Below are 15,321 nucleotides of genomic sequence, written 5' to 3' on the forward strand. Positions count from 1 at the left end.
TGGATCATTCCGGCCGCGGGAAGGCAGGTGCACCTGCTTGTCGCCCGGCTCCGCCGGTGTCCGATCCCTTCAAGACCGGACGCCGGCCGGCCGCCTACGGTGCACCCATGACTCCACGATTCGCCGTGATCGGCGTGGTGGCCTCCGACCTGGCCGCCTCGCTCGCCTTCTACCGTCGCCTCGGGCTGGTCTTCCCGGCCGGGGCCGAGGAACAACCGCACGTCGAGGCCGAGTTGCCCGGTGGGCTGGTGCTCGCGCTGGACACCGAGGAGACCGTCCGCTCGTTCCATTCTGGGTGGCGGCCGCCTGCCGGTGGGGGGCGGGTCGCGCTCGCCTTCCGGTGCGGATCGCCCGCCGAGGTCGACGCCGTGTACGAGGATCTGGTGGGCGCCGGGTACCACGGGGAGCTGAAGCCGTGGGACGCCTTCTGGGGGCAGCGGTACGCGACCGTGCACGATCCCGACGGCAACGGTGTCGACCTGTTCGCGCCGCTAGCGGCCGAGTAGCTCGCCGAGCGTCGTACCGGCCAGCTCCCGCACGTCGCGGGCCAGGTGGGGCTGGTCGGCGTATCCGGCTCGGGCCGCCGTCTCGGCGTACGGGACGCCGGAGCGGGCGAGGGCCAGGGCGCGTTGCAGGCGCAGGACACGGGCCAGGGTCTTGGGGCCGTAGCCGAACGCGGCAAGGGAGCGGCGGTGCAACTGGCGTGCTCCGACACCGAGTTCGTCGGCCGTGGCCGCCACCGGGCGGCCCGCGTCCAGGTGTTCCACCAGCCGGTGCAGGAGCGGGTCGGGGGGCGTGGACCGGGCGGCGCGGGCCAGGGCGATGTCCTCCAGGGCCGTCGCCGGGTCGGGCGCGGCTTCGACGCGGTCGCGCAACCGCCGCACCCGGGCGGCGGGCCACAGATCCGCCAACTCCACGCGGGCGTCGCGTAGTTCGTGAGCCGGCACCCCCAGCAGGGCGGGCGCGGTGCCGGGGAAGAAGCGGATGCCCGCCCAGGCACGCGGCGGACCCCCGGGAACGAATGCGCGCGTGTCGGGGCCGGCGACCAGCAGCCGGCCCTCGCTGTAGAGCAGGTCCATACAGCCGTCGGGCAGCACCGGACGGACCGCGAGATCCTCCGCGGTGCGCCGCCACACCACGGCGCCGGTGAGCCGGGACGGCCGCTCCTCGTACACGTGGGCCAGGCTACGCCGCCCTCGTGCGGTACTCCTGCGGGCTGACGCCGTACGCCCGCTTGAACGCGCTGGACAGGGCGAACGCGCTGCCGTAGCCGACCTGGCGGGCGATGGCCGCGAGGGTGTCGTCGGTGTCGCGGAGGCGGTCGGCGGCCAGGGCGAGGCGCCAGGCGGTGAGGTGGGCCATCGGTGGCTCGCCGACCAGTTCGGTGAAGCGGCGGGCCAGGGCCGCACGGGACACCCCGGCCTTGTCCGCGAGCGCGGACACCGTCCAGGGGTGGGCCGGGTCGTCCTGGATCAGGCGCAGCGCGCGGCCGACGACGGGGTCGCCGAGCGCCCGGTACCAGGCGGGCGCGGCCGCCTCGGGGCGGGAGAACCAGGCCCGCAGCGCGCTGATGACCAGCAGGTCCAGCAGGCGGTCCAGGACCACCTCCTGGCCCGGTTCGTCGCGGACGATCTCCTCCGTCAGGAGCGGGGTGAGCGGGCACTGCCACACCTCGGCCGGGAGGGTCAGCAGGGATGGCAGGGCGTCCAGCAGGCGGCCGCTGATCTCGCCCCGCATCAGGTAGGTGCCGATCAGCATCACGGTCGGGGCGTCGGGGCGGTCGCCCCAGGTGCGCACGCCGAGGTCCATCGAGCCGTTCAGGGAGCTGCCGTCCGGGTAGCGGCACTCGCCGCCGGGCAGGATCAGCGCCTGCGGTGCGGTGCCGGGGGTGTCGGCGCAGGTGTACGGCTCCGGGCCGCGCGCGATCGCCAGGTCGCCGGGGCGCAGCCGGACCGGTTCGCCGCCGCCGTCGGGGGTGATCCAGGCGTCGCCGCGCGCCATCACCATCACCGTCAGCGGGGCCCGGTCCTCCACGCGAACCGCCCAGGGCGGCTCGAAGCAGGCGCGGATCATGAAGGCGCCACGCGCGCGTGGGCCGTCCAGCAGCCCTGCGAGGGGGTCCCCCCGCGTGAGCATGTTCGACCGTGGGGGAGCGTCCATGGGGGTCAGCGTAGACGCGCACGTATGGGAGTGAGCCGTTCCGCGATGGCCCCGTGCGGGGGCCTCGGTTGACCGGTGGAGCGGACACTGCGCGGCGCCGGCACGGACGCCGTCCGCCGGGCACCGCCTCCCCTGCCTTACCCACCACCCGACTCGGTCGGCCAAGAAGCCGGGCCCCGGGCGAAGCCCCAAGTCGGCGAAAGCGAGCGGTCCTGCACAGAGCCCCGCTTCGTCGGCGTCGTGGCCAGTAGACGGAAGCGGAAGGGACGGGGTCCGGGGCACAGTCCCGACGCGGCAGGCCCTCGGCCGACCGAGACGGGCAGGCCGGTGGCCGAGCGGGGCCGGGGCAAAGACCCGACGCCACAGACCCTCGACCGACCGAGACGGACGGGCAGACCGGGCCCGGAAGCACAGCCCCGACGCCACAGCCCCTCAGCCGACCGAGACCGGCGGGCCGGTGGCCGAGCGGGGCCCGGGGCAAAGACCCGACGCCACAGACCCTCGACCGACCGAGACGGACGGGCAGACCGGGCCCGGAGCGCAGCCCGGGCCCGCGGGCCCTCGGCCGATCGAGACGGGGCGGCAGCCGGACGCACGCCTACTTGCCATGTGCCGGTGTGTCCCCGTTGTCCTTGTGTGTGTGGTGGTGGTGGGGATTCCTCGCGTGGGTGCGGAGGCGGGCCGTGACGTCCTCCGGAGGGAGGAAGCGGGACCAGCGCTCCGGGAACTCGGAGGGCATGTCGGGGTCGTCGGGATCGGTCTCGCGGGCCGCGGCCGCGCGGGCGACGTACTCGGCGACCTGGGCCTCGCGGATCCGTTCGTTGGCCGCGCGGGCGGCGGCCGTGGCTGCGGCCGGCCAGACCCGGTCGATGGCTGCGTTCACGGCGGCGCCGACGAGTACGGCGAAGGCGGACACACCGATCCAGAGGAGGACGGCGACGGAGGCGGCCAGGGAGCCGTAGATCGTGGCGCCCTCGATGGTGCTGGTCAGGTAGATCCGCAGCAGGAAGCTGCCGAGGACCCACATCGCGAGGGCGACCAGGGCGCCGGGGACGTCCTCGATCCAAGGGGAGCGGACGGGCACGGAGACGTGGTACAGGGTGGTCAGGAAGACGATGGACAGGACCATGACCACCGGCCAGTACAGGATCTGGATGCCCGTCTCCGACCAGGGCACGATCCGCACCACCGCGTCCGGCCCGGCCACCATCAGCGGCAGCGCGACCGAGCCGATCAGCAGGGCCACGATGAACAGCAGGAAGGACATCATCCGGGTCTTGACGATGCCGCGGACGCCGTCGAGGCCGTACATGACGGTGATCGTGTCGATGAAGACGTTCACCGCGCGGGACCCCGACCACAGGGCGAAGAGGAAGCCGAGGGAGATGACGTCCGGCCGGCCGCCCTTCATCACGTCGTGCAGGATCGGCTCGGCGATCTCCTTCACGCCCTTGTCCGACAGGACCGTGCGGGAGGCCTCGAGGAGGTTGTTCTCCAGGCTCTGGATGGTGTCCGCGCCGGTCCAGGCGTCGACGTAGCCGAGGAGGCCGATGAGACTCAGCAGTAGCGGCGGCACGGACAGCAGCGTGAAGAACGCCGCCTCGGCCGCCAGGCCCAGGATGCGGTACTCCATGCAGGAGTTGACGGTGTCCTTGAGCAGCAGCCAGGCGGTCCTGCGCTTGGATACGTTGCGGTAGAGGGCTCTGGCCCGGTGGAGCCGGCCGGGAGGCCGCTCGGGGGTTTCGCTTCCTGGCTGCACGACCTAACGGTATCCGCCGTACGGGACCGTCCTCACCTTCCGGGGCAGGTGAACGGGCCCCACGCGCCGGCGGGCGTGCTGTGCCACTCTGGAGGCCAGCATCGCCGCGATCCCGGGTAGGTTCGCAATCATGGCAGGCAACTCGACCCACACCGTGACGAACCAGCCGCCTCCGCTGGTGGACTACAACCTCTTCACCGCCGACCAGGCCCTCGTGGACGCCGTCGAGCGGCACACCGCGCCGGACCTGCTGGACGAGGTGCGCTCGGAGCTGTCCGGGCTGGGCCGGAGCTCGGGCTCGGCCCAGGTCCAGCAGTGGGCCACGCAGGCGAACGAGCACCCCCCACGGCTGCGCACGCACGACCGGTACGGCAACCGGGTCGACCGGGTCGACTTCCATCCGGCCTGGCACCGGCTCCTCGGCAAGGGCGTCTCGGCGGGGCTGACCGCCGCCTGGACCCGGCCGGCCGGGCATGTGCGCAGGGCGGCCGCGTTCCTGATCTGGACCCAGGTCGAGGCTGGCACCTGCTGCCCGCTGTCGATGACCCACGCGGCGGTGCCCGCGCTGCGGGCCGATCCGGAGCTGGCCGCCGAGTGGGAGCCGCGGCTGACCTCCGCGATCTACGACCAGGACCTGCGACCCGCCGCACGGAAGGCCGGCGCCCTCTTCGGCATGGGCATGACCGAGAAACAGGGCGGCAGCGACGTGCGGGCGAACACCACCGAGGCCCGGCCGCTCGCCGAGGCCGGGACGTACACGCTGACCGGGCACAAGTGGTTCTGCTCGGCGCCGATGTCGGACGGCTTCCTGGTCCTCGCGCAGGCCCCCGGCGGGCTCACCTGCTTCCTCGTCCCGCGCGTCCTGGCCGACGGCACCACCAACGTGTTCCTGATCCAGCGGCTCAAGGACAAGCTGGGCAACCGGTCCAACGCCTCCGCCGAGGTCGAGTTCGCCGGGACCTGGGCGCGCCGGGTCGGCGACGAGGGGCGCGGGGTGCGCACCATCATCGAGATGGTCGCCGCGACCCGGCTGGACTGCGCGCTCGGCTCGGCGGGCCTGATGCGGCAGGCGGTCGCCCAGGCCGTCCACCACTGCGCGCACCGGGAGGCGTTCGGCGGCAAGCTGATCGACAAGCCCCTGATGCGCAACGTGCTGGCCGACCTCGCGCTGGAGTCCGAGGCCGCGACCGCGCTGGCGCTCAGGCTCGCGGCCGCCTACGACGACGGCAGCGAGCAGGAGCGCGCCTTCCTGCGGCTCGCGGTGCCGGCCGCCAAGTACTGGATCACCAAGCGCTGCGCGCCGGTCGCGGTGGAGGCCGCCGAGTGCCTGGGCGGCAACGGGTACGTGGAGGAGTCGGGCATGCCCCGGCTGGTGCGCGAGTCACCGCTGAACTCCATCTGGGAGGGCGCCGGGAACGTTCAGGCGCTGGACGTGCTGCGGGCGTTGCGGCGCGAGCCGGGCGCGCTGGACGCCTGCCTCACCGAGATCGGGCGGGCACACGGTGCCGACCACCGGCTCGACCGCGCGGTGAAGGACCTGTTCACCGAACTGGCCGACCTGGAGGGCATCGAGGGGCGGGCGCGACGGCTGGTGGAGCGCCTCGCGCTGGTGCTCCAGGGGTCGCTGCTGGCGCGGCTCGCGCCGCCGGAGGTCGCCGACGCGTTCTGCGCCTCCCGGCTCGGCGGTGACCGGGGCGCGGCCTTCGGCACGCTGCCGGCCGGCCTGGACCTGGCGTCGGTGGTGGAGCGGGCCCGGCCGGTGTCCTGACCCGGATTGGGCGGCCCGCTCGGGAGCAGACGTCCCGAGGGGACGTCGCGGGGGTGGTGCTGCGCCGACACGGCACCACCCCCGCCTCAAGGGCCTGTTCGAGGCCCCGAACGCCGCCCGGAGGCGGCATCGGGGTCAAGTCTCGGCCAGCCCCGTGCGATTCACCAGGGTTGCAGGGGGTTGCAACTTGTTGGTGACAGTGCGCGGACTCTGTGCCTCCGGCATGCGCCAAACGGCAGTATGTGAGGAACAGTCGGACCGGAAACCGCCGCCCGGAACGGCTTGACAGCAGTGTTCGACGCCCTTTCCGGGAGGACCCCAGTGGTGAACCCGCCAATGAACGTGGCGCGACTGGCCGCCGTGGACGCGGCGCAGGCGGCGCGGGTGCTGAGCGAGGTGCGCGAGGCCACGCTGGCCGGGCAACGTGCGCGGATCGCGCCGCGTCCGGTGATCGAGCAGTCCTGGGGACGGATGCTGCGCAGCGGCGTCGACCCCGACCACGACTTCAGGTCCCGGCCGCTGTCCGCCGACGAGGTGCGGCGCAGACGGGAGGAGTCACCGCTCAGACCGGTCCTGCCCGTGCTGCGCCAGGGTCTGCTTTCGGTCGCGGACGTGGCCCAGCACATCATGGTCGTCGCGGACGCCGAGGGCCGTGTGCTGTGGCGGGAGGGATCCTCGCCGGTGCTGCGCAAGGCCGACGGGCTCGGGTTCGAACTCGGCGCGGACTGGCGGGAAGACGTCGTCGGAACCAACGGCGTGGGCACGCCCGCGGTCGTACGGCGGCCCGTGCAGGTCTTCGCCGCCGAGCACTTCGTGCGCTCGCACGCCTCCTGGACCTGTACGGGCGCCCCGGTCACCGACCCCAGGGACGGCCGGCTCCTCGGCGTGGTGGACGTGAGCGGCCCGCTGGAGACCATGCACCCGGCGACCCTCGCCTGGGTGGACGCGGTGGCCAAACTCGCCGAGGCTCGGCTGCGAGAGCTGCACCTGGCCTCACTGGAGCGGCTGCGCACGACGGCGGCGCCGGTGCTGGCCCGGCTGGACGGCAGGGCGCTGGTGGTGGACCGGGACGGCTGGGCGGCCGCCGTGACCGGGATGCCGTACGTGCGGCGCGTCACCCTGCCCAAGTCCCTCACGCCCGGCCGCCGCTGGCTGCCGGCGCTCGGCACCTGCGCGGTGGAGCCGCTGGCCGGGGGCTGGCTGCTGCGGGCGGCCGAGGAGCCGGGGCCGTCCACCGCCACCCGGATCGTGCTGGATCTGAGCCGGGCGGGCCGCACGTCGGTGACCGTGGCCGGTCCGGCGGGCGCGGCGGGCTCCTGGACCCACGAACTCAGCCCCCGGCATGCCGAGTTGCTCTACCTGCTGACAGAACACCGCGCCGGACGCGGCGCGGCGGCCCTCGCCGAGGACCTGTTCGGCGATGCGTCGCGCACGGTGACGGTGCGGGCGGAGATGTCGAGGATCCGCCGGTATCTGGGGGACCTGCTGCGCCACCGGCCGTACCGTTTCCGCGAGGACGCGGAGGTCGAGGTGCTGCTGCCCGGCGACCCCCGTGACCTGCTGCCCCAGTCGACGGCACCGGCGGTGGCGCGGCGCAGGGCGGCGGCGGGCGCCGGCTGACAGGGCGACCGGGTGCGGTGCGGAACGATCCGTTCCGTGCGGGTGCCTTCAGCATATTTGCGGGACTTGGCCCTACCGCGCCCGTTACTGCCGTAGCATCCCTACGGGCCTCCCCACCTGCTCCTCGGTCAACGTAGGGACCACCAGGCGCAGTTGGCCCGCCTCGGGAGGAGACATGAAGCATCGCGGCAGACACCGCCGGCGCAGACGGGGCGCGGCTCTGCGCGCGGTCCTCGCCGGGACCGCACTGGCGCTCACCGCGGCCGCCACGCTGATCAGCGCCTCGCAGGCCACGGTCGCCGGGAACCCCGGCGCGCTCAAGCCACTGACCTCCCGGGCGGAGACCCGCCCGCTGCGGCTGCGGGAACACCTGGTGCCCGCCCGCACGCTGAACCGGCTCGCCGCCTCGATGGGCCGCCCGGTCGGCGTGGACGCCGTCCTGCGCAGCGCCGACCGCACCCTGCGCGAGGGCTCCGCCTGCGGCTCCGAGGACCGCGAGAGCCTCCCCGTCGCCCCGGCCGCCACCCGCGCCTACTGCTGGGACCGGGCCGACACCACCACCGCCTCCTGGCAGCCGGCCTCGGTCACCACCTCCGGGGACGCCGACGACGACGGGCTCTGGGGCGCCCACCGGGTGGTCCTCACCGGCTGGACCCACAGCGCCGCCACCGGGCGCGCCGCCGAGCGGGGCCTCGCGAAGGTCGCGTTCGTCGACGCCGACGACCCGGACCGTCCCGCCTACCGCTGGGTGCTCCTGGTGGTGCCCACAGCGGGCGGCCGCGACTACCGCGGCCTGACCTCGGGCGTCTCCGGCATGGTCTGGTACCAGGACAAGCTCCTGGTCACCACGACGACCGGCAGCGCCGAGGCGCTGTACGTCTACGACCTCGACCGCATCCAGCGCACGACGGCGGACACGCCCGCGATCGGCCGGGTCCGGGGCGGCTGGTCCGCCGACGGCTACCGGTACGTGATGCCCGCGGTCGGCTCCTACCGCTTCACCGGCGGCCGCTGCGGGTCCTCCGGTCCGCCCTGTCCCGCCGGTCTCTCCCTGGACCGCGGCACGGTCCCCGACAGCCTGGTCGCCGGTGAGTGGACCGCCCCGGGCAGCGACCGGCACGCCCGGCTGTGGCGGTACCCGTTCAGCACGGACCCGGCACGCGGCGGGCTGCTCGCCACCGACGCCGCCGGGCGCGTGGACGCGGTCGAGGCCTACCGGACCCGGGCGACCGGGATCCGGGGCGTGCTGTCGTACCGGCGGGCCGGATCGGCCGCTCCGTCCTGGTATGTGGGACAGCTGTCCAGGTCCGCGGACGGCCACGGCGGGCTGTGGCGCCAGGACACCAAGGGGGCGAAGGCGGCCGGCTGCGGCTCGGACGCCTCCCACCACTGCTGGGCCGAGTCCGCGGGCTCGCTGTCCTACTGGCAGGAGACGGGCGAGGTGTGGTCCCTGTCGGACCGGATGCTGTTCTCGGTGCCGCTGGCCGCACTGGACCGGTCGCTGGGCTGAGCGGGCGGATCGACAAGCGGGCGAACGGGATGATTCCCTGGCCGGCATGAGCAGCGTCCCTGTCACCACCTGGTCTCTGGAACAGACCTCCCCGGCCGACCTCCTGCCGGCCGCCGCCCCCGAGGGCGACGTCCGGATCGTGCGCGCCGAGGTCGCCTCGCCCGAGTTCAGCCGCTTCCTGTACGCCTCGGTCGGCGGCGACATCCGCTGGACCGACCGGCTCGGCTGGAGCTACGCACGGTGGCAGGGGTACCTGGCCCGTCCCGGTGTGGAGACGTGGGTGGCCTACGACCACGGGACGCCCGCCGGGTACGTCGAGCTGGAACCCCAGGACGACGGCGTGGTCGAGATCGTCTACTTCGGGCTCGTCCCCGCCTTCCGCGGCCGCCGCATCGGCGGCCATCTGCTGTCGTACGGCGCCGCCCGCGCCTGGGATCTGGCAGAGCGGTGGCCCGAGCGGACACCGACGAAGCGGGTGTGGCTGCACACGTGCAGCAAGGACGGCGAGTTCGCGATGGACAACTACCAGCGGCGCGGGTTCAAGCTGTTCGACACCAAGGTCGAGGAGGAACCCGAGGTGTCGACGCCGGGTCCGTGGCCCGGCGCGTATCCCGCCTGACCTGCCCCGACAAGCCGTTCCGCACGGCATGTGACCGACGACACCCTTGTCCCACATTCCGGGACAAGGGTGTCCGCATGATGGACGAAGCTGGACTGTGTCCAGATCGCCATGACACGCTTCCGTCATGTCTGGAACTGGAATTGCCTTGGTGAGTCGGCGGCACGTCGACCTCGGCCGCATGTCCAGCGCCATCTGTCCGGCGAGCTGACCGCTCCAGCACCGCCGACTTCCTCCTTCCTTGATCCCTGCCTGCGCAAGGACGCGCACGCATGCCCGCATGCGCGCGTATATGCGTACGCGCAGGTAGAGCCGCTTACCCGCCTGTCCCGAAGGACGTAGAACCATGGCCGCCACTCCCCCGAACCCTGCCGCCTCCGCGCCCCGCCGCAAGGTGAGCCGTCACCGCGGTGAGGGTCAGTGGGCCGCAGGCCACTTCACCCCGCTCAACGGCAACGAGCAGGTCAAGAAGGACGACGACGGTCTCAATGTGCGGACACGCATTGAGACGATCTACTCCAAGCGCGGCTTCGACTCCATCGACCCGAGCGACCTGCGCGGCCGGATGCGCTGGTGGGGGCTGTACACCCAGCGCAAGCCCGGGATCGACGGCGGCAAGACCGCGATCCTGGAGCCGGAGGAGCTGGACGACAAGTACTTCATGCTGCGGGTGCGGATCGACGGCGGAGCCCTGACGACCCAGCAGCTGCGGGTGATCGGCGAGATCTCGCAGGAGTTCGCGCGCGGCACCGCGGACATCACCGACCGGCAGAACGTCCAGTACCACTGGATCCGGATCGAGGACGTGCCCGAGATCTGGGACCGGCTGGAGAGCGTGGGCCTGTCCACCGTCACCGCCTGCGGTGACACCCCGCGTGTGATGATCGGCTCGCCGGTCGCCGGTATCGCCGAGGACGAGATCATCGACGCCACTCCCGCGCTGGAGGAGATGAAGCGCCGGGTCCTGAACAACAAGGCGTACTCGAACCTCCCGCGGAAGTTCAAGACGGCCATCTCGGGCTCCCCGCTGCTGGACGTGGTGCACGAGATCAACGACGTCGCGTTCGTCGGCGTACGGCACCCCGAGCACGGCCCGGGCTTCGACGTGTGGGTGGGCGGCGGGCTGTCCACCAACCCCAAGCTGGGCGTGCGGCTCGGCGCCTGGGTGCCGCTGGACGAGGCCCCGGACGTCTACGAGGGCGTCATCTCGATCTTCCGCGACTACGGCTACCGCCGGCTGCGCAACCGGGCCCGGCTGAAGTTCCTCGTCGCCGACTGGGGCGCGGAGAAGTTCCGCCGGGTGCTGGAGGACGAGTACCTGAACCGCAGGCTGGTCGACGGGCCCGCCCCCGAGCAGCCGGTCCAGCACTGGCGCGACCACATCGGCGTGCACCGGCAGAAGGACGGCCGCTTCTACGTCGGGTTCGCCCCGCGCGTCGGCCGGGTCGACGGCGCCACGCTGACGAAGGTCGCCGACCTCGCGGAGGCGCACGGCTCGGGCCGGGTACGGACCACCGTCGAGCAGAAGATGATCGTCCTCGACGTCGAGGAGGGCCAGGTCGACTCGCTGGTCGAGGGCCTGGAGGCGCTGGACCTCACCGCCCGGCCGTCCTCCTTCCGGCGCGGCACCATGGCCTGCACCGGCATCGAGTTCTGCAAGCTCGCCATCGTCGAGACCAAGGAGCGCGGCTCCCAGCTGATCGACGAACTGGAGCGCCGGCTGCCGGACTTCGACCAGCCGATCACCATCAACCTCAACGGCTGCCCGAACGCCTGCGCCCGTATCCAGGTCGCGGACATCGGTCTCAAGGGCCAGCTCGTGCTCGACGACCAGGGCCGGCAGGTCGAGGGCTACCAGGTGCACCTGGGTGGCGCGCTCGGCCTCGAGGCGGGCTTCGGCCGCAAGGTCCGTGGCCTGAAGGTCACTTCGGACGAGCTGCCCGACTACATCGAGCGGGTCCTCAAGCGCTACCAGGCCGAGCGCGAGGACGGCGAGCGGTTCGCCACCTGGGCCTCCCGAGCTTCCGAGGAGGCGCTGTCGTGAGTGAGCGGGCCGCGCCGTTCTACTGCCCCTACTGCGGTGACGAGGACCTGCGTCCGAGCGAGCAGGGCCATGGCGCCTGGGAGTGCGGGGCGTGCAACCGCGCATTCCAGCTGAAGTTCCTCGGGCTGCTCGCCCAGGGGGTTCAGCGAGCCGACAACGGAGGGGACGACCGGACATGACGACGGCTCAGGACGAGCGTACGACCGAGGAGTTGAAGGCACTCGCCGAGCAGGCGGGCCGTGACCTGGAGGACGCCTCCGCGCTGGAGATCCTCCAGTGGGCGGTGGACACCTTCGGCAAGAAGTTCTGCGTCACCTCCTCCATGGAGGACGCCGTGGTCGCCCATCTCGCCTCGCGGGTGCCGAAGGGCGAGGCCGCCGTGGATGTGATCTTTCTCGACACCGGCTACCACTTCCCGGAGACCATCGGCACCCGTGACGCGGTCGAGGCCGTGATGGACGTCAACGTCATCACCCTCACGCCGAAGCAGACGGTCGCCGAGCAGGACGCCCAGTACGGGCCGAAGCTGCACGACCGCGACCCCGACCTGTGCTGCGCGCTGCGCAAGGTCCAGCCGCTGGAAGAGGGCCTGAAGGGCTACCAGGCGTGGGCGACCGGCCTGCGCCGCGACGAGTCCCCGACCCGGGCGAACACCCCGGTGGTCGGCTGGGACGAGAAGCGGCGGAAGGTCAAGGTCTCCCCGATCGCCCGCTGGACGCAGGACGACGTGGACACCTACGTCGCCGAACACGGCGTCCTGACCAACCCGTTGCTGATGGACGGCTACCCCTCCATCGGGTGCGCCCCGTGCACCCGCCGGGTCCTGGAGGGCGAGGACGCTCGCGCCGGCCGCTGGGCGGGCCGCGCCAAGACCGAGTGCGGACTGCACGGATGACGAACGATCAGACACAGGAGAACCACGTGACCACCGGAGCCACCGTCTGGCTCACGGGTCTGCCGAGCGCCGGCAAGACCACCATCGCGTACGAGCTGGCCGACCGGCTGCGCGCCGAGGGCGGCCGCGTCGAGGTGCTCGACGGCGACGAGATCCGCGAGTTCATCTCGGCGGGCCTCGGCTTCTCCCGCGAGGACCGGCACACCAACGTGCAGCGCATCGGCTTCGTCTCCGAACTGCTGGCCCGCAACGGCGTCACGGCGCTGGTGCCGGTGATCGCGCCCTACACGGACAGCCGGGACGCCGTCCGCAAGCGGCACGAGGAGAACGGGACTCCGTACCTGGAGATCCATGTGGCCACCCCGGTCGAGGTGTGCTCGGTACGGGACGTGAAGGGGCTGTACGCCAAGCAGGCCGCGGGCGAACTGACCGGGCTCACCGGCGTCGACGACCCGTACGAGGAGCCGGAGACGCCCGATCTGCGGATCGAGTCCCAGCACCAGAGCGTGCAGGAGTCCGCGGCGTCGGTGTACGCCCTGCTGAGCGAGAGGGGACTGGCATGACCACGGTCGCCAAGGTCGAGGACGGCACCGAGAGCCCGTACGCGCTCTCCCACCTGGACGCGCTGGAGTCCGAGGCGGTGCACATCTTCCGCGAGGTGGCGGGCGAGTTCGAGAACCCGGTGATCCTGTTCTCCGGCGGCAAGGACTCCATCCTCATGCTGCACCTCGCGCTGAAGGCGTTCGCCCCGGCGGCGATCCCCTTCTCGCTGCTCCATGTGGACACGGGACACAACTTCCCCGAGGTGCTCGAGTACCGCGACCGTGTGGCCGCCGCACATGGGCTGCGCCTCCATGTGGCCTCCGTACAGGACTACATCGACCGGGGTGTGCTCAAGGAGCGTCCCGACGGGACCCGCAACCCGCTGCAGACGCTCCCGCTGACGGAGAAGATCCAGAGCGGGAAGTTCGACGCCGTGTTCGGCGGCGGCCGGCGTGACGAGGAGAAGGCCCGGGCCAAGGAGCGGGTGTTCTCGCTGCGGGACGAGTTCTCCCAGTGGGACCCGCGCCGCCAACGGCCCGAGCTGTGGAACCTGTACAACGGCCGGCACGCGCCGGGCGAGCACGTGCGGGTGTTCCCGCTCAGCAACTGGACCGAGCTGGACGTCTGGCAGTACATCGCCCGGGAGGGCATCGAGCTGCCGGAGATCTACTTCGCGCACGAGCGCGAGGTGTTCCAGCGCGGCGGGATGTGGCTGACGGCGGGCGAGTGGGGCGGTCCGAAGGAGGACGAGACGGTCGAGACCCGGCTGGTCCGCTACCGCACCGTCGGCGACATGTCCTGCACGGGTGCCGTCGACTCCGACGCGACCACACTGGACGCCGTCATCGCCGAGATCGCCGCCTCCCGGCTCACCGAGCGCGGCGCGACCCGCGCCGACGACAAGCTCTCCGAGGCCGCGATGGAAGACCGCAAGCGCGAGGGGTACTTCTAAGCATGAGCACGAGCACGACCGAGGCGCTCTCGGCCACCACCCTGCTGCGGTTCGCCACCGCCGGCTCCGTCGACGACGGCAAGTCCACGCTCGTCGGGCGGCTGCTGCACGACTCCAAGTCGGTCCTCACCGACCAGCTGGAGGCCGTGGAGCGCGCCTCCGCGAGCCGCGGCCAGGACGGCCCGGACCTCGCCCTCCTCACCGACGGCCTGCGTGCCGAGCGCGAGCAGGGCATCACCATCGACGTGGCCTACCGCTACTTCGCCACGCCCCGCCGCCGGTTCATCCTCGCCGACACGCCCGGCCATGTGCAGTACACCCGCAACATGGTTACGGGTGCCTCCACCGCCGAGCTGACGGTGGTCCTGGTCGACGCCCGCAACGGCGTGGTCGAGCAGACCCGCCGGCACGCGGCGATCGCCGCGCTGCTGCGCGTGCCGCACGTGGTCCTCGCCGTCAACAAGATGGACCTCGTCGGGTACGAGGAGAAGGTGTTCGCCGCGATCGCCGAGGAGTTCACGGCGTACGCGACCGAGCTGGGTGTCCCCGAGGTCACCGCCATCCCGATCTCGGCGCTCGCCGGGGACAACGTGGTGGAGCCGTCCGCGAACATGGACTGGTACGGCGGCCCGACGGTGCTGGAGCACCTGGAGACGGTCCCGGTCAGCCACGACCTGGCGCACTGCCACGCCCGGCTGCCCGTGCAGTACGTGATCCGGCCGCAGACCGCCGAGCACCCGGACTACCGGGGCTACGCGGGGCAGATCGCGGCCGGCACCTTCCGTGTGGGCGACCCGGTGACCATCCTGCCGTCCGGCCGTACGACGACGGTCTCCGGCATCGACCTGCTCGGCGAGCCGGTCGACGTGGCCTGGACGACGCAGTCGGTGACCGTGCTGCTGACGGACGACGTCGACGTCTCGCGCGGCGACCTGATCGTGCCGACCAAGGACGCGCCGGCCACCACGCAGGACGTGGAGGCGACCGTCTGCCACGTCGCCGACGCCCCGCTGACCGTCGGCCACCGGGTCCTGCTCAAGCACGGCACCCGCACGGTCAAGGCGATCGTCAAGGACATCCCGTCCCGGCTCACGCTCGACGACCTCTCCCTGCATCCGCACCCGGGACAGCTCGTCGCCAACGACATCGGCCGCGTGAAGATCCGTACCGCCGAGCCGCTGCCCGTCGACTCCTACGCGGACTCGCGCCGCACGGGCTCGTTCATCCTGATCGATCCGAACGACGGCACCACGCTCACCGCGGGCATGGTCGGCGAGTCGTTCGCGTCCCCCGAGCCGGTCAAGGACCAGGCCGAGGACGACGGCTGGGACTTCTGAGCATGAAAACGACCGACGTCTACTCGACGTTCGCGAAGGAGGGCGGCCGCGTGGGCAGCGGCGCCCTCGGCAGCGGGCAGGGCGGAGTCGCGCGATGTGTGCGTTGACGTACGC

15 protein-coding genes are annotated in these 15,321 nt (G+C 72.4%); 12 read left to right on the forward strand and 3 right to left on the reverse strand.

Going from position 1 to position 15,321, the window contains the following annotated elements:
* The first annotated feature begins 107 nt into the window (after positions 1-107).
* The gene (locus tag AC07CM_RS02285) at positions 108-506 is read left to right on the forward strand and encodes a VOC family protein (protein ID WP_478874412.1); all 399 of its coding nucleotides are present in this window, start codon (positions 108-110) and stop codon (positions 504-506) included.
* Here AC07CM_RS02285 and AC07CM_RS02290 read toward each other — a convergent pair.
* The 3 genes from AC07CM_RS02290 to AC07CM_RS02300 form a co-directional block, all read right to left on the reverse strand.
* Positions 492-1,175, reverse strand: a complete 684-nt coding sequence (locus AC07CM_RS02290; RefSeq protein ID WP_478874413.1) for a helix-turn-helix domain-containing protein — start codon at positions 1,173-1,175, stop codon at positions 492-494. The two genes, AC07CM_RS02285 and AC07CM_RS02290, sit on opposite strands and share 15 nt — an antisense overlap.
* 10 nt (positions 1,176-1,185) lie before the next feature.
* On the reverse strand, positions 1,186-2,136 hold the full coding sequence (locus AC07CM_RS02295) for an AraC family transcriptional regulator (protein WP_478874459.1): 951 nt from the start codon (positions 2,134-2,136) through the stop codon (positions 1,186-1,188).
* A 622-nt stretch (positions 2,137-2,758) separates the two neighbouring features.
* The gene (locus AC07CM_RS02300) at positions 2,759-3,919 is read right to left on the reverse strand and encodes a YihY/virulence factor BrkB family protein (RefSeq protein WP_478874414.1); all 1,161 of its coding nucleotides are present in this window, start codon (positions 3,917-3,919) and stop codon (positions 2,759-2,761) included.
* 130 nt (positions 3,920-4,049) lie between these two features.
* Between AC07CM_RS02300 and AC07CM_RS02305 the strand changes: the two genes are divergently transcribed.
* The 11 genes from AC07CM_RS02305 (at position 4,050) to AC07CM_RS02355 (ending at position 15,207) form a co-directional block, all read left to right on the forward strand.
* Positions 4,050-5,687, forward strand: a complete 1,638-nt coding sequence (locus AC07CM_RS02305) for an acyl-CoA dehydrogenase family protein (protein WP_478874415.1) — start codon at positions 4,050-4,052, stop codon at positions 5,685-5,687.
* 336 nt (positions 5,688-6,023) lie between these two features.
* Positions 6,024-7,307 (forward strand): GAF domain-containing protein, encoded by a 1,284-nt coding sequence (locus tag AC07CM_RS02310; RefSeq protein ID WP_478874416.1) that lies wholly within the window; start codon positions 6,024-6,026, stop codon positions 7,305-7,307.
* 175 nt (positions 7,308-7,482) lie between these two features.
* Positions 7,483-8,817, forward strand: a complete 1,335-nt coding sequence (locus AC07CM_RS02315) for a hypothetical protein (protein WP_478874417.1) — start codon at positions 7,483-7,485, stop codon at positions 8,815-8,817.
* Between the two features lie 46 nt (positions 8,818-8,863).
* Complete coding sequence (locus AC07CM_RS02320) at positions 8,864-9,436, forward strand: GNAT family N-acetyltransferase (RefSeq protein ID WP_478874418.1); 573 nt, start codon at positions 8,864-8,866, stop codon at positions 9,434-9,436.
* 127 nt (positions 9,437-9,563) lie between these two features.
* Positions 9,564-9,647, forward strand: a complete 84-nt coding sequence (locus AC07CM_RS02325) for a putative leader peptide (RefSeq protein ID WP_309486338.1) — start codon at positions 9,564-9,566, stop codon at positions 9,645-9,647.
* 135 nt (positions 9,648-9,782) lie between these two features.
* Positions 9,783-11,480: a nitrite/sulfite reductase gene (locus AC07CM_RS02330; RefSeq protein ID WP_478874419.1), complete on the forward strand. Its 1,698-nt coding sequence runs from the start codon at positions 9,783-9,785 to the stop codon at positions 11,478-11,480.
* Positions 11,477-11,659 (forward strand): hypothetical protein, encoded by a 183-nt coding sequence (locus tag AC07CM_RS02335; protein ID WP_478874420.1) that lies wholly within the window; start codon positions 11,477-11,479, stop codon positions 11,657-11,659. Before AC07CM_RS02330 ends, AC07CM_RS02335 begins: the two co-directional genes overlap by 4 nt.
* Positions 11,656-12,375 (forward strand): phosphoadenylyl-sulfate reductase, encoded by a 720-nt coding sequence (locus AC07CM_RS02340; RefSeq protein WP_478874421.1) that lies wholly within the window; start codon positions 11,656-11,658, stop codon positions 12,373-12,375. Before AC07CM_RS02335 ends, AC07CM_RS02340 begins: the two co-directional genes overlap by 4 nt.
* Before the next feature lie 26 nt (positions 12,376-12,401).
* On the forward strand, positions 12,402-12,938 hold the full coding sequence (gene cysC / locus AC07CM_RS02345; protein WP_478874422.1) for an adenylyl-sulfate kinase: 537 nt from the start codon (positions 12,402-12,404) through the stop codon (positions 12,936-12,938).
* Positions 12,935-13,870, forward strand: a complete 936-nt coding sequence (gene cysD / locus AC07CM_RS02350) for a sulfate adenylyltransferase subunit CysD (protein ID WP_478874423.1) — start codon at positions 12,935-12,937, stop codon at positions 13,868-13,870. The genes cysC and cysD overlap by 4 nt, the downstream gene beginning before the upstream one ends.
* 2 nt (positions 13,871-13,872) lie before the next feature.
* Positions 13,873-15,207 carry a sulfate adenylyltransferase subunit 1 gene (locus tag AC07CM_RS02355; protein ID WP_478874424.1) on the forward strand — a complete coding sequence of 445 codons (1,335 nt, stop codon included), beginning with the start codon at positions 13,873-13,875 and terminating at the stop codon, positions 15,205-15,207.
* Positions 15,208-15,321: the final 114 nt, after the last annotated feature.

The sequence above is a fragment of the Streptomyces sp. NPDC044061 genome (assembly GCF_056434305.1).